The 24706-nt window shown below is 71.0% G+C and carries 25 protein-coding genes and 1 riboswitch; of the genes, 19 read left to right on the top strand and 6 right to left on the bottom strand.

The window, feature by feature from the left end; translation table 11 throughout:
- Positions 1-65 precede the first annotated feature (65 nt).
- The 5 genes from OCW50_RS11550 (at position 66) to OCW50_RS11530 (ending at position 5428) form a co-directional block, all read left to right on the top strand.
- Positions 66-1871, top strand: a complete 1806-nt coding sequence (locus OCW50_RS11550; protein WP_262297603.1) for a cache domain-containing protein — start codon at positions 66-68, stop codon at positions 1869-1871.
- Positions 1872-2019: 148 nt separating this feature from the next.
- Positions 2020-2997: an ABC transporter substrate-binding protein gene (locus OCW50_RS11545; protein WP_262297674.1), complete on the top strand. Its 978-nt coding sequence runs from the start codon at positions 2020-2022 to the stop codon at positions 2995-2997.
- A gap of 134 nt (positions 2998-3131) precedes the next feature.
- The gene (locus tag OCW50_RS11540) at positions 3132-3863 is read left to right on the top strand and encodes a Crp/Fnr family transcriptional regulator (protein ID WP_262297602.1); all 732 of its coding nucleotides are present in this window, start codon (positions 3132-3134) and stop codon (positions 3861-3863) included.
- Positions 3864-4283: 420 nt separating this feature from the next.
- Positions 4284-4595, top strand: a complete 312-nt coding sequence (locus OCW50_RS11535) for a hypothetical protein (RefSeq protein ID WP_262297601.1) — start codon at positions 4284-4286, stop codon at positions 4593-4595.
- A gap of 482 nt (positions 4596-5077) precedes the next feature.
- Positions 5078-5428, top strand: coding sequence for an STAS domain-containing protein (locus OCW50_RS11530; RefSeq protein WP_262268291.1), 351 nt, complete (start codon positions 5078-5080; stop codon positions 5426-5428).
- Between the two features lie 10 nt (positions 5429-5438).
- On the opposite strand, the gene OCW50_RS11525 is transcribed toward OCW50_RS11530, so the two are convergent.
- Positions 5439-5684, bottom strand: coding sequence for a DUF6894 family protein (locus OCW50_RS11525; RefSeq protein ID WP_262268292.1), 246 nt, complete (start codon positions 5682-5684; stop codon positions 5439-5441).
- Positions 5685-5928: 244 nt separating this feature from the next.
- Between OCW50_RS11525 and OCW50_RS11520 the strand changes: the two genes are divergently transcribed.
- Both OCW50_RS11520 and OCW50_RS11515 read left to right on the top strand, forming a co-directional pair.
- On the top strand, positions 5929-6183 hold the full coding sequence (locus OCW50_RS11520) for a hypothetical protein (RefSeq protein ID WP_173949164.1): 255 nt from the start codon (positions 5929-5931) through the stop codon (positions 6181-6183).
- Positions 6184-6641: 458 nt separating this feature from the next.
- Positions 6642-7088: a PilZ domain-containing protein gene (locus OCW50_RS11515; RefSeq protein ID WP_262268293.1), complete on the top strand. Its 447-nt coding sequence runs from the start codon at positions 6642-6644 to the stop codon at positions 7086-7088.
- 10 nt (positions 7089-7098) lie between these two features.
- Here OCW50_RS11515 and OCW50_RS11510 read toward each other — a convergent pair whose 3' ends face one another.
- Positions 7099-7350 carry a hypothetical protein gene (locus tag OCW50_RS11510; protein WP_262297600.1) on the bottom strand — a complete coding sequence of 84 codons (252 nt, stop codon included), beginning with the start codon at positions 7348-7350 and terminating at the stop codon, positions 7099-7101.
- Positions 7351-7929: 579 nt separating this feature from the next.
- Positions 7930-8928 (bottom strand): threonine-phosphate decarboxylase CobD, encoded by a 999-nt coding sequence (cobD, locus tag OCW50_RS11505; RefSeq protein ID WP_262297599.1) that lies wholly within the window; start codon positions 8926-8928, stop codon positions 7930-7932.
- Positions 8929-8951: 23 nt separating this feature from the next.
- Between cobD and cbiB the strand changes: the two genes are divergently transcribed.
- Positions 8952-9938 carry an adenosylcobinamide-phosphate synthase CbiB gene (gene cbiB / locus OCW50_RS11500; protein WP_262297598.1) on the top strand — a complete coding sequence of 329 codons (987 nt, stop codon included), beginning with the start codon at positions 8952-8954 and terminating at the stop codon, positions 9936-9938.
- On the opposite strand, the gene OCW50_RS11495 is transcribed toward cbiB, so the two are convergent.
- Positions 9925-11370, bottom strand: coding sequence for a cobyric acid synthase (locus tag OCW50_RS11495; RefSeq protein WP_262297673.1), 1446 nt, complete (start codon positions 11368-11370; stop codon positions 9925-9927). The genes cbiB and OCW50_RS11495 overlap by 14 nt on opposite strands.
- A 12-nt stretch (positions 11371-11382) precedes the next feature.
- Entirely contained in the window at positions 11383-11988 is a 606-nt protein-coding gene (cobO, locus tag OCW50_RS11490) for a cob(I)yrinic acid a,c-diamide adenosyltransferase (RefSeq protein WP_262297672.1), read from the bottom strand.
- A gap of 141 nt (positions 11989-12129) precedes the next feature.
- Positions 12130-12317, top strand: a riboswitch (cobalamin riboswitch).
- Positions 12318-12439: 122 nt separating this feature from the next.
- On the opposite strand from cobO, the gene OCW50_RS11485 reads away from it, so the two are divergent.
- From OCW50_RS11485 to cobJ, 8 genes are read left to right on the top strand one after another with little or no spacing between them, the layout of a single operon-like run.
- Entirely contained in the window at positions 12440-13120 is a 681-nt protein-coding gene (locus OCW50_RS11485; protein ID WP_262297597.1) for a HupE/UreJ family protein, read from the top strand.
- 4 nt (positions 13121-13124) lie between these two features.
- The gene (locus OCW50_RS11480; RefSeq protein WP_262297596.1) at positions 13125-13520 is read left to right on the top strand and encodes a DUF1636 family protein; all 396 of its coding nucleotides are present in this window, start codon (positions 13125-13127) and stop codon (positions 13518-13520) included.
- A 25-nt stretch (positions 13521-13545) separates the two neighbouring features.
- Positions 13546-14580, top strand: coding sequence for a cobalamin biosynthesis protein CobW (gene cobW / locus OCW50_RS11475; protein ID WP_262268300.1), 1035 nt, complete (start codon positions 13546-13548; stop codon positions 14578-14580).
- Position 14581: 1 nt separating this feature from the next.
- Positions 14582-18121, top strand: a complete 3540-nt coding sequence (gene cobN, locus OCW50_RS11470; protein ID WP_262297595.1) for a cobaltochelatase subunit CobN — start codon at positions 14582-14584, stop codon at positions 18119-18121.
- The gene (cobG, locus tag OCW50_RS11465) at positions 18118-19431 is read left to right on the top strand and encodes a precorrin-3B synthase (protein ID WP_262297594.1); all 1314 of its coding nucleotides are present in this window, start codon (positions 18118-18120) and stop codon (positions 19429-19431) included. The genes cobN and cobG overlap by 4 nt, the downstream gene beginning before the upstream one ends.
- Entirely contained in the window at positions 19428-20057 is a 630-nt protein-coding gene (locus OCW50_RS11460; protein WP_262268303.1) for a precorrin-8X methylmutase, read from the top strand. The genes cobG and OCW50_RS11460 overlap by 4 nt, the downstream gene beginning before the upstream one ends.
- Before the next feature lie 4 nt (positions 20058-20061).
- Positions 20062-20805: a precorrin-2 C(20)-methyltransferase gene (locus tag OCW50_RS11455; RefSeq protein WP_262268304.1), complete on the top strand. Its 744-nt coding sequence runs from the start codon at positions 20062-20064 to the stop codon at positions 20803-20805.
- Positions 20802-21566, top strand: a complete 765-nt coding sequence (gene cobJ / locus OCW50_RS11450; RefSeq protein ID WP_262297593.1) for a precorrin-3B C(17)-methyltransferase — start codon at positions 20802-20804, stop codon at positions 21564-21566. Before OCW50_RS11455 ends, cobJ begins: the two co-directional genes overlap by 4 nt.
- On the opposite strand, the gene OCW50_RS11445 is transcribed toward cobJ, so the two are convergent.
- A complete protein-coding gene (locus tag OCW50_RS11445; protein ID WP_262297592.1) occupies positions 21548-22339 on the bottom strand; it encodes a cobalt-precorrin-6A reductase in 792 nt (263 codons plus the stop codon). The two genes, cobJ and OCW50_RS11445, sit on opposite strands and share 19 nt — an antisense overlap.
- Between OCW50_RS11445 and cbiE the strand changes: the two genes are divergently transcribed.
- Genes cbiE through cobM form a run of 3 tightly spaced genes read left to right on the top strand, consistent with a single transcriptional unit; the run spans position 22338 to position 24705 of the window.
- Positions 22338-23552, top strand: coding sequence for a precorrin-6y C5,15-methyltransferase (decarboxylating) subunit CbiE (cbiE, locus tag OCW50_RS11440; protein WP_262297591.1), 1215 nt, complete (start codon positions 22338-22340; stop codon positions 23550-23552). The two genes, OCW50_RS11445 and cbiE, sit on opposite strands and share 2 nt — an antisense overlap.
- Complete coding sequence (locus OCW50_RS11435) at positions 23531-23935, top strand: cobalamin biosynthesis protein (protein WP_262297590.1); 405 nt, start codon at positions 23531-23533, stop codon at positions 23933-23935. The genes cbiE and OCW50_RS11435 overlap by 22 nt, the downstream gene beginning before the upstream one ends.
- Positions 23932-24705, top strand: coding sequence for a precorrin-4 C(11)-methyltransferase (gene cobM, locus OCW50_RS11430; protein ID WP_262297589.1), 774 nt, complete (start codon positions 23932-23934; stop codon positions 24703-24705). The genes OCW50_RS11435 and cobM overlap by 4 nt, the downstream gene beginning before the upstream one ends.
- Position 24706: the final 1 nt, after the last annotated feature.

Below are 24706 nucleotides of genomic sequence, written 5' to 3'. Positions count from 1 at the left end.
CGCACGCGCCCCGCCCTCGCCCGGCCTGCCCGTTTCCGGCGGGACCGGCCGATGCGCAGCCGGCCATGACAGGGCGCCGCCTCCGGTTCAGCGGGCTGTTCCAAAAATACTTCCTCGTGCTGTATCTCGCCGTGGTCATTCCCCTGGCGACCAATGGCGTCAGCGAGGCCTGGTTCAGCTATCGCGATCAACGGGCGACCCTCGACCAGCTGCTCGCGGTCGAGGCGCGATCGGCGGCCGTCAAGATCCAGGGGTTTCTCGAGGGCATCACCAACCAGCTCGGGGGCCTCGTCCAGCTCTCCTGGACGGAGGAACCCGACGAGCAGCGGCGGATCGATGCCCTGCGCCTGATGCGGCAGGTGCCGGCCATCGTCAGCCTCACCCTGGTGGACGGCGCCGGGCGCGAGCGGCTCTATGTCTCGCGCATCGGACTGAACCGGACCGAGAGCCGCGCGAACCGCACGGAGAACGAGGCCGTCGCCGGAGCCCGGTCCACCCGCCTGTGGTACGGACCGGTCCGCTACTACCGCGATTCCGAGCCGTACCTGACGGTCGCCATGTCGGGCAACCGCGCGTCCGTCGGGGTGGTCGTCGCCGAGGTGAACCTGAAGCTGATCTGGGACGTGATCTCGGCCATCAAGGTCGGCAGGACGGGCACCGCGTTCCTGCTCGACGGGCCGGGCCGGCTCATCGCCCACCCGGACATCAGCCTCGTGCTGCGCGGAGCCGACGAGGCCACCCTGGCGCCGTTCCGGGCGCTCCGGGATCTGATCGGGCAGGCCGGAACGGACGTCGTCACGGGCACGGACGGCCAGGGGAAGGCGATCGCCGCCGCGGCCGCTCCCGTGCCCGGGCCCGACTGGACGATCGTCGTCGAGCAGCCCCTGTCCGAGGCGTTCGGGCCCATCTATGCCGCCCTGTGGCGCACCGGCGGCCTTCTGCTCGCCGGCGCCGCCTTCGCGGGCCTCCTGGCCTATGTGCTGGCGAGCCGGATGACCGACCCGATCCGGCGGCTCGAGGAGGGCACCGAGCGGATCGGCGCCGGCCATTTCGAGCATCGCATCCATATCGGGACGGGCGACGAGCTCCAGCGGCTGGCGGACAGCTTCAACATCATGGCGGCGGAGCTCGCCGTCTCCCAGGAGCGGCAGGAGCGGATCGCCAAGCTGAAGCGGTTCCTGGCGCCCCAGGTCGCCGAGCTCGTCGACCGCAAGGGAGACGACAGCGTGCTCGAGGGACGGCGCACCGAGGTGGTGGTGGTGTTCTGCGATCTGCGCGGGTTCACGGCGTTCTCGGCGAAGGCGACGCCCGACGAGGTGATGAACGTGCTGTCGGAATATTACGATGCCCTCGGGCAGATCATCACGAGAAACGCCGCAACGCTGACGAGCTTTTCGGGGGACGGCCTGATGCTGCTTCTGAATGCACCCGTGCCGATCGACGACCCCGCCCTCCGGGCCGTCGACATGGCGGCGGACATGCAGCGCAGCGTCCAGGACCTCATCGTCGGCTGGAGCGGGCGCGGCCATCGGATCGGCTTCGGAATCGGGTTGGCCATGGGGCCCGCGACCGTCGGGCGGATCGGGTACGAAAGCCGGTTCGACTACACGGCCATCGGCAGCGTCGTGAACCTCGCCGCGCGCCTGTGCGCCTCGGCGGCCGACGGGGAGATCCTCGCGGATGTGGCCGTCGCCGAGGCCGTGACGGACAAGCGCGCGATCGCGTCGCTGGGGCTGCGCTCGATCAAGGGCTACGACGAGAAGATGCCCGTCTACGGGGTGCCCTTCGCACAGCCGCCCGCCTGCCCCGAGCCCGTTGCAGGCAGCCCGGACGCCGCCACGCGGCCCATGCCCCGTGACGCGATAGGCTGACATTCCGGCCGGTTTCGGGACGCGAGCAATGCGGCTATCATGCGGCCGGGTTGCGGGGCCCCTGGACGCATCGAGGTGACGCGCGATGGCCGTTCGAAGCAGAGACCCCATGATCGTTCGCGGCCTCGCGCGCACGGATACCGGCCCGATGAGGCGCCGCGACTTCATCTCCGGGCTCGGCGCGGCCACGCTGGCGCGTCCCGTCCGCGCCCAGCCTCTCGCGATTCCCCTGATCGGATATCTCGGCCCGGAATCGCCCGAACCCTTCGCCAGCCGCCTCAAGGCGTTCCGCGAAGGCCTCGGCGAGACCGGATATTCCGAGAGCCGCAACGTCGCCATCGAGTATCGCTGGGCGCAGGGGCAGTACAAGCTCCTGCCGGCTCTCGCGGCCGACCTGGCGGCGCGCAAGCCCGCGGTCATCGTCGCGGCCGGGGGCGCTCCGGCCGCCCTGGCGGCGAAATCGGCCACCGGCACGATCACCATCGTGTTCGAGATGGGCGGCGACCCGGTCGCGCTGGGCGTCGTGGACAGCCTGTCCCGGCCCGGGGGCAATCTCACGGGCGTGTCGAGCCTGAGCGTGGAAGTCTCGCGCAAGCGGCTCGAATTCATGCGCGAGCTGCTGCCGGACGAGACCGTGTTCGCCGTTGCCGTCAACCCCACGAGCCCGACGGCCGATTCCCAGCTGAAGAACCTCCATGCGGCGGCCGACGCCCTCGGCGTACGGCTTCACGTTCTGAGCACCAGCGACGAAATCGAGTTCGAAGGCCTGTTCTCGGCGGTCGCCGGGCTCGATGCCGGCGGTCTGGTGTTCACGTCCGATCCCTACTTCGCGTTCCGCAGCCAGCGCCTCGCCGCGCTGGCGACCCGCTATCGCGTGCCGGCGATCACACAGTCCCGCGACTTCCCGAACGCGGGCGGGCTGATGAGCTACGGCGGAGACTTCACCCAGTCGCACCGCCGCACCGGCATCTATGCCGGGCGGATTCTCAACGGTGAGAAACCGGCCGATCTTCCCGTTCAGCTCGTCACGAAAGTCGAGCTGTTCGTGAATCTGAAGGCCGCCGGCGCTCTCGGCATCGCCGTGCCGCCGACGCTTCTCAGCAGCGCCGACGTGGTGATCGAATGAGATCGCGCGCCGCCCTGCGGGCGGCGATGCCCGCGCGGTTCCCGCATCGCGGCCGCCGACCCGCTGGGTCCGTCCGATGCGCTGGACCGTCCAGTGTGGTAGAATGAAGCCTGTTCAGAACAGGACCGTCCCCCGTGACGCAGGTTCGTATGGACAGCCCTCACCGATCCAATCGGCTCCTGGCCGCTCTGGACGACGAGGATTTCGCGTATCTGGAGCCGCATTTCGAATTCGTGGATTGTCAGCGCGGCGACGTGATCTACGAGCCGGGCCAGGCGATCCAGCATACCTACTTCCCTCACAGCGCGGTGGTGTCTCTCGTGACCGTCATGATCGACGGCAAGTCGGCCGAGATGGCCACGTTCGGGTGCGAATCCCTTTTCGGTTTCGTCAGCGCCTTCGTGTCCCGCAACTCGTTCGGACGCTATATCGTCCAGATCCCCGGAACGGCATCCCGGATCGACCTGGACCTGATGCACGATGCCTTCAAGACCCGGCCCAACGTTCAGCAGCTCATCCTGCGGTTCACCGAGGCCCTGCTGGCGCAGACGCTCCAGAGCGTCGCCTGCAACGCCACGCACGGCGTCGAGGCGCGATGCTGCCGCTGGATTCTCAGCACGCGCGACCGGTGGGGCTCGGACGAACTGCCCCTGACGCACGAGTTTCTCGCGGAGATGCTGGGGGTCCAGCGCTCGACCGTGAGCGCCGTCACGCGGAGCCTCCACGAGGCCGGGCTCATCAACCAGAGCAGAGGCAGCATCACCATCCTGGATCGACGCGGCCTCGAAGAGACGGCCTGCGAGTGCTACGAGATCATCCGGGGCAAATTCTCCCAGCTCCTGCCCGTGTGGAAACAGGATCGATGACCATGGTGTTGACATGCCGGGCGCCCGCCACAGGTAAGACAGCCTGTGACGTCCCAGCCATCGAGCCTTGATGTGGTAAAGCGAACGCTCCCGCGCACTGCCCTGCCGGCCCATCTCATCGACAAGGGCCTGATCGCTGCGGCCCTGACGGCGGCCGTCACGGCCCTCCTCCTGTGCTCTCAACTCCCTTAGCGCATCGTTGAATGCGACCGTCCTTCGGTTTCGGCGCCCATGGTTTCGCCATGGCGTGAGATCGCTCTTCCGACGTTCGTCGCCGCTCAACGGCCCGCGCTGCAATCGTCCCGACGACGATGGAGCAAAAGTGTGACCACTTTTGCCCTGCCCGTGTCGTGAGACACCTGGGATGGCAGTCGGCTATACTCCGCCCATGAGCCGATCCTCACACCGTGAGCCTCGCCGATGCGCTATTTCACTTGCGCCATGCTGGCCTGCACCGTCCTGGCTTCGGGCAGCGTCTCCGCGCAGGACCGGCGCTGGGCGTCGTCTCCCGAGGGGAAAGCCCGGTGGAACGCCTGCTACAAGGAAACGCGGCTGATCTTCCGGACACGGAACCTGTCGCTGCCCGATTACCGGGCCGAGATCAAGGATGCCCGCAAGGCTCACATGCAGGTCTGCATGACCCGGGCCACGCCTCCCGCACCCGTGACCGTGGCGACGCCGCTCGGTCAGAACCCGGAAAGCGCCCTGGCCAGCTGGGCCAGCAGCCCGTAAGCCCGGGCCACCTCCAACGCCTCCGTTCCCATCAGCGCATCGTGCGGACGAGAGCGGGTCCGCCCCGAACGATGCGCCGCTTCAAGATGGGAGCATCGGACCATCGGGCTGGCCGTCTCTCCCCTCCCCCTCATCACCGGGCTCGTCCCGGCGATCCCGCTTGTCTGACGCGCTGAGCCCGAAGCAATCGGGATGGCCGGCACAAGGCCGGCCATGGCGTGTGGAAGGTATCATCACCCGCTCATGCCACCCTCTCACGTCATCACCGGGCTTGTCCCGGTGATCCCGGCCGGAAGACTGCCGAGCGCATCGTGCGGACGAAAGCGAGCCACGCTCGCGACCCGTACGACGCGCCAGCCAAGAGTGGAGCATCGGGTCGGGCCTCGAACATGCGTCCACTTTTCACGTCCTATGCTCCAGGATCGAAATCTGAGATCGTGCGTTGATCTACGCCGCTTGGAGTAATCCTGAAGGGGGAGCGCATGAACATCGAGCTGGCTGCGCAGGACGCGGGAACAGCCCTGGTCAACATCGAAGGCCGCCTGGACGCCGCCGCGGCGCCGAGCTTCAAACAGCAGATCTCATCGGCGATCGCCGGCGGCAATGTCAGGCTCGCCCTGCATCTGGCCCATGTCTCGTTCATGGACAGCACCGGTCTCGGCGCCCTGGTCGCCGCCCTGAAGGCGGCCCGGAAAGCCGACGGCGACATCGGGATCGTGGCGCCCAGCAGCCAGGTTCAGAAGCTGTTCCGGCTGACCGCGATGGACCGGGTGTTCAGGATCTTCGAAACGCACGACGAGGCGCTGCGTCAGCTCAAGCCGGATTCCCGGTGAGGGTCGAGAATCACTCGTCGGACGTCGACGTCGCGTCCATCCAGGGGATGATGAGAACGGGGCGGAGATCCTCCCCGACGATCTCGATCATGATCTCGCTGCTGTAATGCGGCGACATGCCGGCCCAGCTCTTCAGAAGCCTCTCGGCCACTCTCGCGGCCTCGCTCCTGGCGGCCGCGATGTCCGGCAACTCGACGCCACTCGGATCCTCATCGATGCCGAAATGGCTCCTGACATCAATGTAATAGCGGGGCATTACGCATCCCCTCGAGAACGCTGAAAGCCATGGGGCTGAACCCCATTCTGGTATTCACCTATGTTAATTGACAATCTGAAGCGTTGAAATTCCCCCTGAATCCCCGCTCACTATTCCGGACAGGCCTAATCATTTATGAAACCATCCGACAGCACTTCGATGGCATAGTCTTTCTTTGTCACGGCCGGCGAACCGAATGCGAGCCGCACAGTTGCCAATACTCTGCCACCCTTCAGGACCTCCGATGCTCTTACCCTGGATGAAACTTGCGACGGATACCACGATGCTGGCCTTCGAGGCCCAGATGGTGATCTGGACCCGCGTGTCCCGCGCCGCCATGGGCCAAGGCTCGCACGCGGAAAACCTCCTGATGGTCACCGAGAAGGTCACCGCCTTCGCGGAGGCGGCGGCGACGCTCGCGGCGGGGGGCTCGCCCCACAAGGTCGTGAAGGGATACCGCCGGAAGGTCCGGGCCAACGTGAAGCGCCTGAAGCGCTAGAGCCTCGGACCATCGGGATGGCCGTCTCTCCCCTCCACGTCATCACCGGGCTCGTCCCGGTGATCTCGATGCGAGAGGCGCGGCGCTTCAAGCAATCGGGATGGCCGGCACAAGGCCGGCCATGACGTGGGGAGGGTGTTCGCACCGGGCCATACACACACCACGTCATCACCGGGCTCGTCCCGGTGATCCCGATTGTTGGGAACGCGGCGCCTCTCCGATCGGGATGGCCGGCACAAGGCCGGCCATGACGTGGGAAGGCATGACGTGGGAAGGGTGGTGCGAACCGAACGACGCGCCGCTCAAGGAAGGGCGCATCGGGCGCTCTCGCGGCCACCGACCGCGAGCCCGAGAACCGTTCGCCCCGGTTGAACGATCTTAAGCCTATCTGCGGGATTTCTGGTCTGCATCGATCGATCGGTGCTATTTTCGGCAGAAGTGCGTCGAAAGGTTCATACATGCGAGATCGTCGCCAGAGCGAGCGTCTCCCCTCGATCCTGGAGGGAAGGATCGTCCTCGGCCGGGAAGCGCCTCACCTTCAATGCACGCTGCGGGACATCTCTTCGACGGGAGCCCGGATCTGGCTTCCGGCCGCGATCGAACTCCCGCAGCAGTTCGAACTGCTCATTCCCGCCCTCGAGCAGACCATGCCGGTTCAGCTCATGTGGTCGAATGGCAAGACCCACGGGGTCATGTTCCAGGCGGACCTTCAGGGGCTGTCGGACAGTTCGGACGACGCGCCGGACGACGTCCAGCCGCCGGAGCCTCCCTCCGCCCTCGCGGGCGTTCCGAAGGGTCTGATCGCCCTGACGGAGAGCGTTCTTGCGGACGCCCGCCAACAGCTGGCCGAAATCCTTGAGATGCCGGCCGAGAAGATCCGGCTGCGCCTCGACATCGACCCGTGACCCTGGCCCGTCAGCCCACCAGTCTCACGAGGCGGTTCCGGACCTCGGAAATCCCGGCCAGCACCACGGCGCCGAAGGCCGTCGCGGCGAAGAGCTCCCCGAAGATGTGGACCACCGCGCTCTGCTCCGGAAGGTTGTCGAGGATCACGTGGTGGACCTGATGGATTGTCGCCATGGCGATCCCGAGAAACGCCCCGATCGAAGCCAGTCCAGGCGTGTTCCAGGCCCTGAGCATCTTCCTCTCGATATGACCGGACGACATCGAACCGCAGCTCCTGCCGAACGTGATCGGACTTGTGCGGCCACGACCGCACCGACTTGCGCCACCGACTTGCGACACTCGCTTGGGCCACCGCCCGGAATACGGACACCGACCGGACCGGCGGGAGCCAAAGCCAAGCCTGAGCGAACAATAACATTCCTGCCGAAATCTCGACAGGGGTTCCGAAGCTGCTTTCGAAAACTTGGCAATACCGGTCGCGCAAGTAAGCTTGACCATTGGAATTACGTATATTCCACTATTTCTTTTCGAGCCCGCCCGAGGCTATAGAATGAACCCATTGATGCGGGGCAATTCACAACAACAGTCACCAAAGATATTTTTCCAACACTACCGTGCCTGGGGGGCTAAGCACGGGCTCGAGCCGCGGTTCGATCGAAAGATCGGACGCGGCTTTTTCTTTGTCTCGGATTCTAGAGCATCGGACGGAAAAGTGGATCCGGTTTTCGCTGGCGCGGCCCGCTGGGTCCGTTCTGACCGATGCTCTCATGCAAGAAGAAAGCATCGGATGGATCCCAAAAGTGCAAGTCCACTTTTGGGTCCGATGCTTTAGTGGGCTTCTCAGACAAAGCTGGCGAACGCGGCTTCGAGACGCCGCCAAGCCTCGTCGCAGCCCGGCAGGCCGAAGCGGAGAAGGCGCGGGTCGAACGGGAACCGTCGGACCCAGATGCCGTGCCGTCCGAGATGCGCGAACAGGTCCGGGGCGCGTCCGCCGCTCATGAGCCGGTAGAGGACCGTCCCGGCCAGCGGCTGCTCGGAGCGGGGTTCGAGGAGCGCATCGAGGCGGCGGGCATCCCGGCCCCGTGCCTCCCGGGCAGCCAGCCGCCATGGACGATCCCGCAGCGCCCGCCGTCCGACCTCCATGGCCGGGCCCGAAACCGACCAGGGTCCCAGCACCCGCCGCAGCGTCCCGGCCGCATCGCCGGCCGCGACCGCGAAGCCGAGCCTCACGCCGGCGAGCCCATAGGTCTTGCCGAAGGAGCGCAGGACGACCGCGTTGTCCGGGAGCACCGGGACGAGCGTCTCGCCGGCGGCGAAATCCGCGAAGGCCTCGTCGACCACGAGCCAGCCGCCGCGCGCCCGCAGGCGCTCGGCCTGGTCGAGCAGGAGCGCCCGGGACAGCAGGCGGCCGTCGGGATTGTTGGGGTTCACCACGACGAGGACATCCGCCTCTCCGGCCCGGTCGGGCGAGGCGACTTCCATGACGTCATGCCCGGCCCCGCGCCAGGCCCGGGCATGCTCGGCATAGGTCGGCCCGAGAATGGCGACGCGCGACCGGGCGCGCAGAGCCGGCAGCAGGCCGATGAGAACCTGCGTTCCCGGCGCGGCCACCACCATGGCGGCATCGGGCGCGCCATAGGCTTCGGCGGCGGCGGCCTCGAGATCCCCGTGATCGGCGGGCGTGGGCAGCCGCTCGAACAGACGGGCTGGCAAGGGCGGCACCGGATAGGCTATGGGGTTGATCCCCGTCGACAGGTCGATCCACGGGTCGGGCGCGTCCGGAAAGAGCCGCCGGGCCACGTCCAGATCGCCCCCATGCCAGATCCCCGCGTCACTCATCCGCTTCACCCACCGATCGCCCCATGATCCTCTCCGACAGCCTCGTCACCTTGAGCCTCGCCCTCGCGGCCGAGGCGGCGTTCGGCTATCCCTCCCGCCTTTACACGCGGATCGGCCATCCCGTCACCTGGATCGGGCATCTGATCAAGGGGCTCGACCGGGGGCTGAACCGGGAGGGCCGGTCGTTCGGCCGCCGCCGCGCCGCGGGCGTTCTCGCCCTGCTGCTGCTCCTGGCCGTCACGGGAGCCGCCGCGTGGATGCTCCAAGCGGCTCTTCTGCCGCTCGGCCCCATCGGCCTTGCGATCCTGGCCCTTCTCTCCGGCACGCTGATCGCCCAGCGCAGCCTGCACGAGCATGTGGCGGCGGTCTCGACGGGTCTGCGCGAGAGCGGCCTCGACGGGGGCCGCCGGGCGGTCGCGATGATCGTCGGGCGCAACCCGCAGAGCCTGGACGAGGCGGGGGTCGCCCGCGCGGCCATCGAGAGCCTGGCCGAGAACTTCTCCGACGGCATCGTGGCGCCGGCCTTCTGGCTCGGCCTCGGCGGGCTGCCCGGCGCCGCCCTCTACAAGGCGACCAATACCGCCGACAGCATGATCGGCCACCGGACGCCCCGGCACGAGGCCTTCGGCTGGGCGGCCGCCCGGTTCGACGATCTCGTGAACCTGCCCGCCTCGCGCCTGACGGCCCTGCTCGTGATCGCGGCGGCCGCCCTCCATCCCGGCGCGTCGGCCCGGAAGGCCTGGCAGGCCGTCCGGCGCGACGCCGCCCATCACCGCTCGCCCAATGCCGGCTGGCCGGAGGCCGCCATGGCCGGGGCCCTGGGCCTGCGCCTCGCGGGCCCCCGGGTGTATGGCGACGTGCGGGTCGAGGACCGCTGGATGGGCGACGGGCGCGCCGAGGCCCGGGCGGAGGACGTCGACCGGGCCCTCGCCCTCTACCGCACCGCCTGCGCGCTCCTGTTCGGTCTCGCCGTGGTAATGGCCCTCGCGGCCCGGTTCATCGCGCGCTGAGGGCGAGGAGCCGGTCGCAGTCGAGATGGGTCTCCAGGTGGTCGGCGAAGCGGTCGAGGATGTCGTCCACGAGGGGCTCATAGGCGAGATCGCTCGGCTCGGCCCCGAGCAGGGCGAGCCACCGCGCCCGCTGGCGGTCATCCGCGAACAGGCCGTGGACATAGGTGCCGGTCACGAGGCCGTCCGCCGAGACGGCGCCGTCCGGCCGCCCGCCCGCCAGCCGGGCGAAGGGGCGCGACGCCGCATCCGGGCCCGCCGTCTCGCCCAGATGCATCTCGTAGCCCGCGAGCGGCGCGTCGTCGGCGAGCGTGGCTCCGGTCACCGCCTCGAGCCGCTTGGTCGCGGTGAGCGTGGTCGCCACGTCCAGAAGGCCCAGCCCCTCGACCGCGCGGCCCGCCTCACCCTCGATGCCGAAGGGATCCTCGATGCGCCGGCCGAGCATCTGGTAGCCGCCGCACAGGCCCAGCACCCGCCCGCCCCGCCGCACATGCGCCTTGAGATCGACGTCCCAGCCCTGCCGGCGGATGAACAGCAGGTCGTCGATGGTGGTCTTCGAGCCGGGCAGCAGGACGAGCGCGGCCTCCGCGGGCAGCGGGCGTCCGGGCTCGACCAGCACCACCTCGACCCCGGGCTCCTCGCGCAGGGGATCGAGGTCGTCGAAATTGGAGATCCAGGGCGTCACCGGGACGGCGATCGCCACCGCGCCCTTCCGCCCCTCGCGCCGCAGGCCGAGGCCGTCCTCGGCGGGCAGGCGCGCGGCGTCGGGAAAATGCGGCACGAGGCCGAGCGCCGGCCAGCCGGTGCGCCCGGCCACGAAGTCCATGCCGCTTTCGAACAGGGACGGGTCGCCCCGGAAGCGGTTGACCACGAAGCCGCGGATCATCGCGGCATCCGCCTCGTCGAGCACCGCCCGGGTGCCCACGAGGCTCGCGATCACGCCGCCCCGGTCGATGTCGCCCACGAGCACCACGGGCACGCCGGCCGCGCGGGCGAAGCCCATATTGGCGATGTCGCCGGCCCTCAGGTTCACCTCGGAGGCCGAGCCCGCGCCCTCGACCAGGACGAGATCGGCCTCGGCCGAGAGCCGCCCGAAGCTGTCGAGGACGGCCGCCATGAGGCGGGGCTTCCAGGACTGGTACTCCCGCGCCCGGGCGGTGCCGACCACGCGGCCCTGCACCACCACCTGCGAGCCGGTCTCGCTCTGGGGCTTGAGCAGGACCGGGTTCATGTGGACGCTCGGCGCCACGCCGGCGGCGCGCGCCTGCAGGGCCTGGGCGCGGCCGATCTCGCCGCCGTCGGCCGTGACGGCGGCGTTGTTCGACATGTTCTGCGGCTTGAACGGCCGGACCGTCAGGCCCCGGCGCGCGAAGACCCGGCACAGGCCCGCCACCAGGAGGGACTTGCCCACGTTGGAGCCGGTGCCCTGCACCATGAGAGCGCGCATCTAGAACTCGACGCCTTCCTGCGCCTTCACGCCGGCCGCGAAGTGGTGCTTCACCAGGGTCATCTCGGTGACGAGGTCGGCCGCCTCGATGAGCTCCGGCTTCGCGTTGCGCCCGGTGACGACCACGTGAAGACCGGGCCGGCGCCGCTTCAGGGTCTCGACCACCTCGGCCGGATCCAGGTACTCGTAGCGCAGCGCGATGTTGAGCTCGTCGAGCACCAGGAGGCTGAGGTCCGGACGGGCCATCAGGTCCTTCGCCTTGTCCCAGGCGCGCGCCGCCGCGGCCACGTCGCGGGAGCGGTCCTGGGTCTCCCAGGTGAAGCCCTCGCCCATGGTGTGCCATTCGACCTGGTCGGAGAACCGGTCGAGGGCCAGGCGCTCCCCGGTCTCCCAGGCGCCCTTGATGAACTGCACCACCCCCACCCGGAAACCGCGCCCGAGCGCCCGCAGCATGAGCCCGAAGGCCGCCGTCGACTTGCCCTTGCCGGGACCGGTATGGACGATCAGGAGCCCCTTCTCGACCGTCTTCGAGGCGACCTCCCGGTCCTGGACCTCCTTGCGCTTGATCATCTTGGCGCGGTGGCGCGCCTCGTCGTCCTTGGTCATCCCGATGTCCTTGCTCATCCCGATGTCCTGGGTCATCCGATCCCGCCTTCGCCCGAGCGGGCCGCACCATGAACAGACCCGGCCGGGAATTCAAGGCCGGGCCATCCGCAACGCCGAGGCTTGAAAGATGGCCCTGGCCCCGGTAAGCCTGGGCGGGACGGTGCCCCGGCAACGGGGTGAAAAGGGAATGCGGTGAGACACCGCGGCTGCCCCCGCAACTGTAAGCGGCGAGCCTTCGCTCCACATGCCACTGGGCCTCATCGTCCCGGGAAGGCGGCGCAAAGCATCGACCCGCGAGCCAGGAGACCTGCCGTCAGCCTTTGCTTCTATCGGGTCTGTCGGACGGGGTGTGCCGACGGTGACCGTAGTCGAATGACGTTTCCGTCGTTCGGTTCCGTCCGTGGAAGCGCAACAGACTCGACCTGAATTGAGTCTCCCGACGGAGAGAACGATGACCGCACGCCTTATGCCCAAGACCCGGTTCGCCAACACCCGATTCGCCGCCCTGACGCTCGCCGGCCTCGTGGCCGCGACGCCCGCCCTCGCCCATCACGCCATGGGCGGCCAGCTGCCGTCCACCTTCGCCCAGGGCCTGCTCTCGGGCCTCGCCCATCCGGTCATCGGTCTCGACCACCTCGCCGCCCTCGTGGGCGTCGGCCTGGTCTCGTCGCGCTTCGCCCGCGGCCTCACCCTGCCGGCCTTCTGGATCGTCGCCATGGCGGCCGGGATCGGCCTGCACCTGGCGAGCGCCGACCTGCCCCATGCCGAGCTGCTCGTGGCGCTGAGCGTCGTGGTCATCGGCATCGCCGCCACCGTGCGCGCCACGCTCCCCTATGCGGCGATCGCCGCCCTCTTCGCCATCGGGGGCGCCGTGCACGGCTACGCCCTGGGCGAATCGATCGTCGGGGCGGAATCGACCCCGCTCGTCGCCTATCTGGCCGGCCTCGTCGTGGTCCAGACGGCGCTCACGACCGGGATCGCCTTCGCGGCCCGGCGCTTCGCCAAGGGTTCGCTCCAGGGTCCGCTCCAGGCTCCGTTCCAGGCTCCTTCGCTGCGGCTGCGCCTCGCCGGCCTGGCGGTCGCCCTCGCCGGGGCGGCGACCTTCGCCCTCGCCCTGACGACCGCCGCCTGACGCCATGACCTCGTCTCATGAGGAGATCTGCCTGCACGTCTGCGTCACCTGCCGCGAGGCGGGTGGCCCGGACGACAAGGCGCTCCGGCCCGGCGCCGTGCTGCACCGGGCCCTCGCGGAGGCGCTCGCCCGGCCCGATGCGCCCAAGGTGCGCGTGGAGGCGGTCGAGTGCCTGTCCGTGTGCAAGCGCCCCTGCACGATCGCCGTCTCGGCTCCCGGACGCTGGACCTACATCTACGGCGACCTGAACGCCGAGACCTCCGTCGAGACGATCCTCGACGGCGTGCGGCGCTACGCGGCCACGTCCGACGGCCTCGTGCCGTGGCGCGAGCGGCCCGAGGCCTTCCGCAAGGGCGTCGTCGCCCGCATCCCCCCGATCAAGACCAGCAGCGCGGCCTGACCGAGGCCGCCGAAAGGCTCAACCGATGAGCGATCTCAGCAAGATCCCCTGCACCATCGTCACCGGATTCCTCGGTGCCGGCAAAACCACCCTGGTGCGCCACCTCCTCGAGAATGCGGGCGGACGCCGCATCGCGGTTCTCGTCAACGAGTTCGGCGACCTCGGCTTCGACGGCTCCTTCATCGAAGGCTGCGGCATCGAGGGCTGCACGAAAGAGGACATCGTCGAACTGCCCAACGGCTGCCTGTGCTGCACGGTGGCGGACGATTTCGTCCCGGCCCTGAACACCCTGCTCGACCGGCCGAACCCGCCCGAGCATATCCTGATCGAGACCTCGGGCCTCGCCCTGCCCAAGCCGCTGGTGCGCGCCTTCAACTGGCCGGACATCCGCTCCCGGGTGACGGTCGACGGGGTGATCGCCGTGGTCGACGGGCCGGCCGTGGCCTCGGGAGCCTTTGCGGAGGATCCGGAAGCCCTGGAGGCGCAGCGCCGGGCGGATTCCTCCGTCGATCACGAGAACCCCCTGGAAGAGGTGTTCGAGGACCAGCTTCTCTGCGCCGACCTGATCATCCTCAACAAGACCGACCAGATGGCCGCCGGGGACCGGGGGAAGGTCCTGGCCGAGATCGAGGAGCACCTGCCCCGCGCCGTGAAGGTGATCGAGACCGCGCACGGCAGGGTCGACCCGACGGTCCTGCTCGGCCTCGGGGCGGCCGCGGAGGCGGACCTTGAGTCCCGCCCCTCGCACCACGAGACCGCCGACGACCACGACCACGACGATTTCGACAGCATCGCGGTGCCGGTCGGCGCATTCGCCACCCCGGAGGCGCTCGTCGCCCGCGTCGAGCGCGCCGCGGAGGCTGACGGCGTGCTGCGGATCAAGGGCTTCGCGCCCGTCGACGGCAAGCCCATGCGCCTCGTGGTCCAGGGCGTCGGCACGCGCGTCGCGCATCACTTCGACCGGCCCTGGAAGGCCGGCGAGACCCGCGACGGGCGCATGGTGGTGATCGGCCTCAAGGGTTTCGACCTGAAGGCCGTCGAGGCTGCGCTGCGCGGGTGACATGCACCTCCTTCCGGTCACGGCGTTCTCCCTCGACGAAGGCCAGGAGGCCGTCGACCTCCAGCAGCCGCCGGGGGATGTGGTGGTGCTGTCCTTCGCGGACAGCGACCTCGGCGCCCTGGCGGAAGCCCGAAGGCCGGCGGCGGGCGGAGCCTCGCTCCGCCTCGCCTCCCTGCGCCGCCTGCGCCATCCGCTCTCGGTCGACCTCTATATCGAGAAGACCGCCGCGAAGGCGCGCTTCGTGCTCGTGCGCTGCCTCGGCGGCCTCGACTACTGGCGCTACGGCATCGAGCGCCTCTCCCGGGCCTGCCGGTCCCACGGGGTGAAGCTCGCGGTGCTGCCGGGCGACGACCGGGCCGATCCGCGGCTTTCGGCCTACGCGACCGTTCCCGAGGCGCTCTGCGACGAGCTCGACGCCTATTTCCGGGCCAGCGGCATCGACAACATGCGCCGCCTGCTCGCCCGCATCGAGGCCGAGATCGGCCTGTCCGATGCGGCGGCGGAGCCGCCCCGCGCGGCCCCGCGCGCTTTCGCCTGGGCGCCGGCGGGATCGTGTGGTGGCAGGGAGCCCGGCTCCGAATCCGATCTCGGGAGACAGGCTCATCCGGAGCCGACACCCTCCTCACGTCATCTCCAGGCCTGTCCCGGTGATCCCGATCCTGTGAACCTCGGCGTTCCTCCGATCGGGATGGCCGGGACAAGCCCGGCCATGACAGCGGTGGAAGCCTACGATGCGGCGGCCACCGGGAAGGCGGGCTCCGGCGTCGAAGCCTACACCGTCGCATCCCCCGAAGCCGTCCTCGCCCGCATCGAGGCCGGGCGCCCGCTGGCCTATCTCGTGGTCTACCGCTCCTCCGTTCTCTCCGGCGACACGCGGGCCGTCGAGGCCCTGTCGGACGCGCTCGCCGGGCGGGGCATCGACCCGCTCGTGCTGGCCGTGTCGAGCCTGAAGGACCCGGACGCCGTCGCGGTGGTGCGCCGGGCGATCCGGGCGCGCCGCCCCGACGTGATCGTGACGACCACGGCCTTCTCCTCCCGCGACGGGCAGGACTTCGTCCTCGACGAGGCCGATTGCCCGATCCTGCAGGCGATCCCGGTCGGCAGCGCCAGGGACGCCTGGGAGGCGTCGCCCCGCGGCCTCTCGGCGGCCGACCTCGCCATGCAGATCGCCCTGCCCGAATTCGACGGGCGCATCGCGGCGGCGCCCATCTCGTTCAAGACCGAGGAGCCCGCCGATCCGGCGCTCGCCTTCTCGCGCCGCGCGCAGGCCCCCGATCCGGCCGGCATCGACGCCGTGGCCGACCTGGCGGCCGCCTGGGCGCGCCTTGCCCGCACGCCGCGCCGCGAGCGCCGTCTCGCCCTGGTCCTGTCCGATTACCCGGCGCGCGGCGGCCGCGCCGGATTCGCGGTCGGGCTCGACACCCCGGCGAGCGCCTGCGCGATCCTCGACCTTCTCGAGGGAGCCGGCTACGCGGCCGGGCGGGATGTCACGGCCGACGGCCTGATGCCGCGTCTGACCGAAGGCGAGCCGTCCTTCGCGGTTCCGCTCGCCGCCTATCGGGCGTGGCTCGACACGCTTGCGCCGGACGAGCGCGCCACCATCGACGGCCGCTGGGGCGGCCCCGAGCGCGATCCCGCTTTCGCGGACGGCGCCTTCCGGTTCCGCGCGATCCGCGCCGGGAACGTCCTCGTGGCCCTGCAGCCGGACCGGGGCCACGGCCGCGACCGCAAGGGCGCCTATCACGATCCCGAATGCCCGCCGGGCCACGGCTATCTCGCGTTCTATCTCGGGTTGCGGACGATGGAGCGCATCCATGCCCTCGTCCATCTCGGCACCCACGGCACCACCGAGTGGCTGCCCGGCAAGGCGGTGGCGCTGTCCTGCGCCTGCTGGCCGCGACGCGCCGTCGGGGCCGTGCCGGTGATCTACCCGTTCATCGTCGACGATCCGGGCGAGGCCGCGCCGGCCAAGCGCCGGATCGGGGCGGTCACGGTGGGCCATCTCACGCCGCAGGTCGCGGAATCGGGCCTGCACGGCGAGGCGGCGGCCCTGCGCGAGCTGGTCGAGGAGTTCTCCTCCGCCCAGGTGCTCCATCCGGGCCGGGCCGCCCTCGTGGCGGGCGAGATCCTGGAGCGCGCCAGGACGAGCGGGCTTGCCGATGCCTGCGGGGTCCGGGACGGCATGCCGATGGACGAGGCCCTGACGCGGCTCGACGCCCATCTCTGCGACCTGGACGAGGTGACGATCCGCGACGGGCTGCACGTGTTCGGCCACGCTCCCGCCGGTTTCGAGGCCTGCGCGGCCGGCGAGCGCGAGGGCCTGCTGAAGGCCCTCGACGGCCGCTTCGTCGCGCCGGGCCCGTCCGGTTCGCCCTCGCGGGGCCAGACCGACGTGCTGCCCACCGGGCGCAACCTCGCGACGCTCGACCCGCGGGCCATCCCCACCCGGGCCGCTACCGAGCTTGGGCAGCGGGCAGCGACGGAAGTGGTGCGCCGCCACCTGCAGGAGGAAGGCGACTGGCCGCGCCGGATCGTCATGGATCTGTGGGCATCCCCCACCTTGCGCTCGGGCGGTGAGGACATCGCCCATGCGCTGGCGCTCATGGGCGTGCGCCCGACCTGGGACCATGCCTCGACGCGGGTGACCGGGTTCGAGATCGTCCCGCAGCCGCTCCTCGACCGGCCGCGCGCCGACGTGACCCTGCGGGTCTCCGGCGCCTTCCGCGACACCTTCCCGGACCAGATTGCCCTGCTGGACGCCGCCGCCCGCGCGGTGGCGGCCCTCGACGAGGACGACGAGTGGAATGCGCTCGCGGCCGCGCGCCGGCGCGGTGAGGCCTTGTCCCGCGTCTTCGGCTCCGCCCCCGGCACCTACGGGGCGGGCGTGTCGGCCCGGGCCCTCGACGGGGACTGGGACGCGAGGGGCGATCTCGGCCGCACCTATCTCGACGGCACCTCCCATGCGCTCACGGCCGACGGCGGGGCGCGGGAGGATGGCAGCTTTCCCCGGCGGGTCGGGCAGGCGGAGGCCTTCGTCCATGTGAGCGACGTGGCCGAGCGCGACATCCTGGACGGGGATTCCGCCGCCGATGCCGTCGGGGGCTTCGCGGCGGCCGCCCGGTCGCTCGGCGCCGCCCCGGCCGTCTACAGCCTCGACACGAGCCGCCCGCAGGCGCCGAAGGCCCGCACCCTGGCGGAGGACATCGACCGCCTCGTGCGCGGCCGCCTCGCGAATCCGCGGTGGATCGAAGGCCAGCTCCGGCACGGCTGGCGCGGCGGCGCCGAGATCGCCCAGGCGGTCGACGCGCTCTTCGCCTTTGCGGCGACGACGGACGCGGTTGCGCCGTCCGCCTTCGATTGCGTCTTCACGGCCGTGACGGCGGACGGGACCGTCTGGGAGCGGATCGAAGCCTCCAATCCCGACGCCGCCCGGGCCATCCGGGCGCGTCTCGCCGAGGCCCGCCGCCGCGGCCTGTGGCAGAGCCGCCTCAATTCGGTGGCAGCCTTCTTCGACGATGAGCGCAAGGAGGCGGCCGAATGAACGCCCTGCCCGTCCACACGAGGCGCCGCGGCTGGTGCCCGGGCGTGCGCCGCCCCATGGCGACCGGCGACGGCCTGCTCGTGCGCCTGCATCCCTTCGCCGGCAGGCTCACGGCTGCAGGGGCGCGCCTCGTCGCCGAGGCGGCCCGGGCCCATGGCAACGGCCATCTCGACATCACGGCCCGGGGCAACCTGCAGATCCGCGGCGTGAGCGACGAGACCTATCCCGGCCTGCTCGCGCTCCTCGACCGGCTGGGCCTGGCCGAGCCCGAGGGCGACGGCCCGCACCGTCTGACCGTCCTCTCGCCGCTCGCCGGCCTCGACCCGCTCGACCGCTTCGACCCCATGGCCCTGGCCCGGGCGGTCGAGAGCCTGGGCGCGGTCGGGAACGGGTTGGCCGGGGACGGGTTGCCGGCCAAGGTCTTCGTCGCCGTCGACGGCGGCGGCGCCATGCCCCTCGACGGGCTCGGGGCGGATCTTCACCTGACGGCGGCCGGGACCGGCGGCGTCGCGTTCGGCGTGCCCTCGGCCGGGGACCTGCGCGGCATCGGCACGGCATCACCGGCCGACGCTCCGGACGCCGTCCGGGCGATCCTCGCGGGCTTTGCCGCCCTGCGGCGCACGGGCGGGACCGAGGCGCGCCGCCTGCGGGACCTCGGCCCGGACCTCCTGGACGGTCTGGCGGCATCCGCGGGTCTGGCTCCGGGACCCGCGACGCTCCGGCGCGGGGCGCCCCCCCGCGCGGGGATCCTCTCCGCGGCCGACGGCAGGGCCGTGCTTCTCGCGCTGCCGTTCGGCCGCTGCCGCGCCGGGCAGCTGATCCGGGCGGCCGGGTGGAGCGAGCGCTACGGGACGGGCGAGATCCGCCTGTCCTTCACCCGGGGCATCCTCCTGCCCGGATTGTCCGACCGGGACGTCCCGGCGCTTCTCGACGAGGCCCGGCAGGCGGGCTTCGTCACCGATCCCGGCGATCCCTGCCTGTCGCTGATCGCCTGCCCGGGACGGCCGGACTGCGCCGGCGCCGCGACGCCCGCCCCGGCGGACGCCCTCCGGCTCGCCGCCGCCTGCCCCGACCTGCTGGCCGGGGGCGTCACCGTTCACGTCTCGGGCTGCCCGAAAGGCTGCGCCCATCCGGGCAGCGCCGATCTGACGCTGGCCGGGCGCCCCGATGGCCGCTATGACGTCGTGCTCCAGGGCGCGACCCGCGACGCCCCCCTACTTCACCTCTCCCTCGACGAGCTCATGATCCGCCTGATGCCTGCGAAGACCTCCCACGACCTCGGCGCCGCCTTTCCGGAGCGCTCCCGATGACGAGCCGCGCCTATATCCGGGACGGGGCCGAGATCTATCGCCGCTCCTTCGCGATCATCCGGGCCGAGGCGGACCTGTCCGGCTTTTCCGGCACGGCGGAGCGCGTGGTCGTGCGCATGATCCATGCCTGCGGCATGACCGACCTGCCCAGGGACGTGGAGCTCTCGCCGGATTTCGCCGACGTGGCCGAAACAGCCCTCGCGCGGGGCGCGCCGATCCTGTGCGACGCCAAGATGGTGGCGAACGGCATCACCCGCGCCCGGCTTCCGGCGGGCAACGACGTGATCTGCACCCTCGACGACCCGCGCGTCCCCGACCTCGCCCGCCGGAACGGCAACACGCGCTCGGCCGCCGCCCTGGAGCTGTGGCGCGAGCGGCTCGACGGCGCCCTCGTGGTGGTCGGCAACGCGCCGACCGCGCTCTTCCATCTGCTCGACATGCTCGACGCCGGCGCGCCCAGGCCGGCCGCCGTGATCGGCATCCCGGTCGGCTTCATCGGGGCGGCGGAATCCAAGGAGGCGCTGGCCCGGGATCGCCGCGTCCCCTATCTCGTCGTTCACGGACGGCGCGGCGGCAGCGCCATGGCGGCGGCGGCGGTCAACGCCCTGGCGAACCCGGTCGAGTGAGCCGATGACCATGCAGGATCCCGTCCGCCTCTTCGGCCTCGGCCTCGGCCCCGGCGACCCCGACTACATGACCGTGCGCGCCCGCCGGGTGCTGGAGAGCGCCGACCGGCTCGTCCATTTCTGCAAGCGCGGGCGGCGCGGCAACGCGCGCACCATCGCGGATGCCGTCGTGGGCCCGAACCCGGCGCGCGAGATCGCCCTCGCCTACCCGGTCACGACCGAGATCCCGGCCGACCATCCGGACTACGCGGCGGCCCTGAACCCGTTCTACGAGGAAGCGGCCGCGACCCTGCTCGCCGAGGTCGAGGCGGGCCGCACGGTGGCGGTCCTCTGCGAGGGCGATCCCTTCTTCTACGGCTCCTTCATGCATCTCTGGTGGCGCCTGAAGGACCGCCTGCCCATCGAAGTCGTCCCGGCCGTCACGGCCATGTCGGGCGCCTGGACCCACGCGGGCGCGCCGATCACCTGGGGCGACGACGTGCTCACCGTCGTGCCCGGCACCCTGCCCGGGCCCGAGCTGGCACGCCGCCTCTCCGGCACGGATGCCGCCGTGGTGATGAAGCTCGGAAGCCACCTGCCGAAGGTCCGGGAGGTCCTCAGATCCACCGGTCTGTTCGACCGGGCCATCTACGTGGAGCGCGCCACCATGGCCCAGGAGAGGATCGTTCCCCTGCCCGACCTGCCCGAGGATGTCGAGGCGCCGTACTTCTCTCTGATCATCGTGCCGGGCCGAGGGAGGCGCGTGTGACGGGTCTTCTCACCATCGTGGGCCTCGGCCCGGGCGATCCGCGCTACCTGACGCCCGCCGCCTCCGAAGCCCTCGCGTCCGCGACCGACATCGTCGGCTACGGCCCCTATGTGGACCGCGTGCGGGATCGGCCCGGACTGCGCCGGCACGCCTCCGACAACCGGGTCGAACTCGACCGGGCGCGCTTCGCCCTCGGCCTCGCGGCGGACGGCGCCCGCGTGGTCGTGGTGTCCGGGGGCGATCCCGGCGTGTTCGCCATGGCGGCGGCCGTGTTCGAGGCGGTGGAGAGCGGCGAACCGGCCTGGCGCGGCCTCGACATCCGCGTGGAGCCCGGCATCACGGCGATGCTCGCGGCGGCGGCCCGGGTCGGCGCGCCTCTGGGCGGCGATTTCTGCGCCATGTCCCTGTCGGACAACCTCAAGCCCTGGGAGGTCGTCGAGGCACGCCTGAGGGCCGCCCTCGCGGCCGATTTCGTCGTGGCGCTCTACAACCCGATCTCCTCCGCGCGCCCCTGGCAGCTCGGGGCGGCGTTCGGGATCGTGTCGGAGATCCGCCGCCCCGACACGCCGATCATTCTGGCGCGGGCCGTGGGCCGGCCCGACGAGCGGATCAGGATCCTCCCGCTGGCGGAGGTGGACTCGTCCATGGCCGACATGTCGACCGTCGTGGTCATCGGCGCGTCCACCACGCGCCTGATCGAACGGACCGCCGCCGGGGAACCGTGGGTCTATACGCCGCGCTTCTATGGGGTTCGGCCATGAAGCCGCGCCAGCCAGTCGAGCGCCGCGTCGGCGGTCGCGACTTCCTCGATCCCGGGCGGCTTCCCCGGACGCTTCACCACGATGACCGGCAGGCGGAGCGATCGCGCCGCGAGGATCTTCGGATAGGTGGCGGCGCCGCCGGAATTCTTCGTCACCACCACGTCGACGCGCTCGCGCTCCATGAGACGGCGCTCGGCCGCTTCGTCGAACGGCGCGCGATCCTGAATCGCGATGACATCCGGTGCCGTCAGGGCATCGCCGATGGGCTCGATGGTGCGCACCACGTAGGTGTGCTGGGGCGCAGCCGCGAAGGGCGCGAGCTCGAGACGGCCAACCGTCAGGAAGACACGACGAGGGGCCCGACCCAGCGCATCGGCGGCGGCCTCCATGGACGGAACCTCGGTCCAGCGGTCGCCCTCCTGCGGGGTCCAGGCCGGGCGGCGCAGGGCCAGCAGCGGCACGCGAGACCGCCCGCAGGCCTCGGCCGCGTTGCAGGAGATCACGGCCGCGAAGGGATGGGTCGCATCGACGACGGCCTCGATCCGCTCGTCGCGCAGAAAAGCCCCGAGACCCGTCGATCCTCCGAAGCCGCCGATGCGGGTGGGGACCGGCATGGGCCGGGGATCGCTGGTGCGGCCGGCCATGGACAGGAGCGGACTGAACTCGGATCGGCCCGACAGCCGCGCCGCGAGCGCGGAGGCCTCCGTGGTGCCGCCCAGAATGAGGATGCGCATGAACTCCTTGTCCCTGAATTCTGAGCCGGAGTCGAGCATGGCACCGCCCCGCCCCTGGCTCACGATCCTCGGGATCGGCGAGGACGGGCGTGCGGGGCTCTCGCCCAAGGCGCTGGCGGAACTCGATCGCGCGGAGGTCGTCATCGGGGGCGCGCGCCATCTCGCTCTCGCGGCCCCGGTCGCCGCGCAGACGATCCCCTGGCCGAGCCCCTTCGCGGACGGCTATGCCATGGTCCTCGCCCGGCGCGGCCGGCCCACCTGCGTTCTCGCGACGGGAGACCCGTTCCATTACGGCGTCGGCGCCGAACTCGCGCGCCTCGTCCCGGCCGAGGACATCCTGTGCCTGCCGCATCCCTCCGCCTTCAGCCTGGCGGCCGCACGCCTGGGCTGGTCCCTGCCGGACTGCGACTGCGTGAGCCTGCACGGGCGCGCGCTCGAGCGGATCATCCCCCGTCTGCAGCCGGGCGCCCGCATCCTGGCCCTGTCATGGGACGGCTCGACGCCGGGCCAGGTCGCCGAACTCCTGAAGGCGCGTGGCTTCGGGGCCTCGACCGTGACCGTGTGCGAAGCCCTGCATGGCCCGCGCGAGCGCGTCCGGCGCTCCGTGGCGGCCGATTTCTCCATCCCGGACGTCGACCCGCTCAACACCGTTGCGATCGACGTCGTGGCGGCGGCGGATGCCCGCATCGTGACGCTCGCGCCGGGCCTTCCCGATGCGTTCTTCGACAGCGACGGCCAGCTGACGAAGGCGGACATCCGTGCCCTGACCCTCGCGGCGCTCGCCCCTCGGGCCGGCGAGCTGCTCTGGGACATCGGGCTGGGCGCAGGCTCCGTCGGAATCGAATGGTGCCTGCGCCATCCGCGCAACCGCTGCATCGGCGTGGAGGAACGCCCCGAGCGCGCCGAGCGCGCCCGCCGCAACGCCCTCGCGCTCGGCGCGACGGCGCTCGACATCCGCATCGGGCGCGCGCCGGCGGCCCTCGACGACCTGCCCGCGCCGGATGCCGTCTTCATCGGCGGCGGCGCCTCGGAGCCGGGCGTCTTCGATGCCGCATGGGCGGCCCTGAAGCCTGGCGGACGGCTCGTCGTCAACGCCGTGACGCTGGAAACCGAGACGCTTCTCGGCACGCTTCATGCCCGGCACGGCGGCGCGATGCGGCGCCTGGCCGTCTCGCGGCTCGAACCGGTGGGCGGCATGCACGGCTGGCGGGCCGCGATGCCCGTCACGCAATGGGTGGTGACGAAGCCATGATCGTGGCCGGGCTCGGGTTCAGACGCGGCGTCGCAGCCGGGGAAATCGTCGCTCTCGTCGAGGAGGCGCTGGAACGGGCCGCGCTCGCCCGCGAGGCCCTGACCACGCTCGCGACCCTCGATGCTCTTGCCGACCTGCCTGCCTTCGCGGCGGCGGCCCGGACGCTTGCCGTGACGGCGATCCCGGTCGAGAAGAGTCGGCTGTCCGCCGCGGCGGCGCGCATCCGCACCCGCTCGGCCCGTTCGATCGCCGCCCATGGCGTCGGCTCTGTCGCGGAAGCAGCGGCTCTCGCGGCGGCCGGGCCCGGCGCCGCGCTCATTCTCGACCGTATCGCGTCGCCCTCCGCCACCTGTGCCCTGGCGCGCCTGGAGACCGGCTCATGACCGTTCACTTCATCGGAGCGGGCCCCGGCGCCGCCGATCTCATGACGGTGCGCGGGCGCTCGCTCGTCGAGCGCTGCCCCGTCTGCCTCTATGCGGGGTCCATCGTTCCGCCCGAGATCCTGTCCTGGTGCCCGCCCGGCGCCAGGCTCGTCGACACGGCTCCCCTCGATCTCGACGCGATTACGGCCGAATACGGGCGGGCGCATGAGGTCGGGGAGGATGTGGCGCGGCTCCATTCCGGCGATCTGTCGATCTGGAGCGCCATGGGCGAGCAGCTGCGGCGCCTCGATGCCCTCGGCATTCCCTACACGATCACTCCGGGCGTCCCGTCCTTCGCGGCCGCGGCGGCCGCGCTGGGGCGCGAGCTGACCGTGCCGGAACTGGGCCAATCGGTGGTGCTCACGCGGACCTCGGGCCGCGCCTCGGCCATGCCGGACACGGAGCGGCTCGCCACCTTCGCGCAGACGAAGGCGACGCTCGCCATTCATCTGTCCATCCACGTCATCGAGCAGGTGGTCGAGGACCTGCTGCCATCCTACGGCGCGGATTGTCCGGCGGCCGTGGTCTGGCGCGCCTCCTGGCCCGACGAGAGGGTGATCAAGGGAACGCTGGAGACGATCGCCGCCCTGGTCCGCGCCGAGAAGCTCGAACGCACGGCGCTGATCCTGGTCGGCCGGACCTTGGACGCGAGGGATTTCCGGGACAGCGCGCTCTATTCGACCGGTTACGACCGCCGCTTCCGTCCCGGCGGCCGCGAGGACGGCCGATGAG

The organism is Microvirga sesbaniae, assembly GCF_025460805.1.
GTDB lineage: Bacteria > Pseudomonadota > Alphaproteobacteria > Rhizobiales > Beijerinckiaceae > Microvirga > Microvirga sesbaniae.
Note: the sequence above shows the minus strand (reverse complement) of the source record. Positions and strands in the feature narration are given on the sequence as shown.

Coding starts and splice junctions, on each gene's coding strand:
- OCW50_RS11525 (WP_262268292.1), bottom strand. CDS start 5,684: ATGCCCCGCTATTACATTGATGTCAGGAGCCATTTCGGCATCGATGAG.
- cbiE (WP_262297591.1), top strand. CDS start 22,338: ATGGCACCGCCCCGCCCCTGGCTCACGATCCTCGGGATCGGCGAGGAC.
- OCW50_RS11520 (WP_173949164.1), top strand. CDS start 5,929: ATGCTCTTACCCTGGATGAAACTTGCGACGGATACCACGATGCTGGCC.
- OCW50_RS11530 (WP_262268291.1), top strand. CDS start 5,078: ATGAACATCGAGCTGGCTGCGCAGGACGCGGGAACAGCCCTGGTCAAC.
- OCW50_RS11460 (WP_262268303.1), top strand. CDS start 19,428: ATGACGAGCCGCGCCTATATCCGGGACGGGGCCGAGATCTATCGCCGC.
- cobG (WP_262297594.1), top strand. CDS start 18,118: ATGAACGCCCTGCCCGTCCACACGAGGCGCCGCGGCTGGTGCCCGGGC.
- OCW50_RS11435 (WP_262297590.1), top strand. CDS start 23,531: ATGGGTGGTGACGAAGCCATGATCGTGGCCGGGCTCGGGTTCAGACGC.
- OCW50_RS11535 (WP_262297601.1), top strand. CDS start 4,284: ATGCGCTATTTCACTTGCGCCATGCTGGCCTGCACCGTCCTGGCTTCG.
- cobD (WP_262297599.1), bottom strand. CDS start 8,928: ATGAGTGACGCGGGGATCTGGCATGGGGGCGATCTGGACGTGGCCCGG.
- OCW50_RS11550 (WP_262297603.1), top strand. CDS start 66: ATGACAGGGCGCCGCCTCCGGTTCAGCGGGCTGTTCCAAAAATACTTC.
- OCW50_RS11445 (WP_262297592.1), bottom strand. CDS start 22,339: ATGCTCGACTCCGGCTCAGAATTCAGGGACAAGGAGTTCATGCGCATC.
- OCW50_RS11485 (WP_262297597.1), top strand. CDS start 12,440: ATGACCGCACGCCTTATGCCCAAGACCCGGTTCGCCAACACCCGATTC.
- OCW50_RS11495 (WP_262297673.1), bottom strand. CDS start 11,370: ATGGTGCAGGGCACCGGCTCCAACGTGGGCAAGTCCCTCCTGGTGGCG.
- OCW50_RS11510 (WP_262297600.1), bottom strand. CDS start 7,350: ATGTCGTCCGGTCATATCGAGAGGAAGATGCTCAGGGCCTGGAACACG.
- OCW50_RS11480 (WP_262297596.1), top strand. CDS start 13,125: ATGACCTCGTCTCATGAGGAGATCTGCCTGCACGTCTGCGTCACCTGC.
- OCW50_RS11455 (WP_262268304.1), top strand. CDS start 20,062: ATGACCATGCAGGATCCCGTCCGCCTCTTCGGCCTCGGCCTCGGCCCC.
- OCW50_RS11545 (WP_262297674.1), top strand. CDS start 2,020: ATGAGGCGCCGCGACTTCATCTCCGGGCTCGGCGCGGCCACGCTGGCG.
- cbiB (WP_262297598.1), top strand. CDS start 8,952: ATGATCCTCTCCGACAGCCTCGTCACCTTGAGCCTCGCCCTCGCGGCC.
- cobW (WP_262268300.1), top strand. CDS start 13,546: ATGAGCGATCTCAGCAAGATCCCCTGCACCATCGTCACCGGATTCCTC.
- cobO (WP_262297672.1), bottom strand. CDS start 11,988: ATGACCAAGGACGACGAGGCGCGCCACCGCGCCAAGATGATCAAGCGC.
- OCW50_RS11515 (WP_262268293.1), top strand. CDS start 6,642: ATGCGAGATCGTCGCCAGAGCGAGCGTCTCCCCTCGATCCTGGAGGGA.
- cobN (WP_262297595.1), top strand. CDS start 14,582: ATGCACCTCCTTCCGGTCACGGCGTTCTCCCTCGACGAAGGCCAGGAG.
- cobM (WP_262297589.1), top strand. CDS start 23,932: ATGACCGTTCACTTCATCGGAGCGGGCCCCGGCGCCGCCGATCTCATG.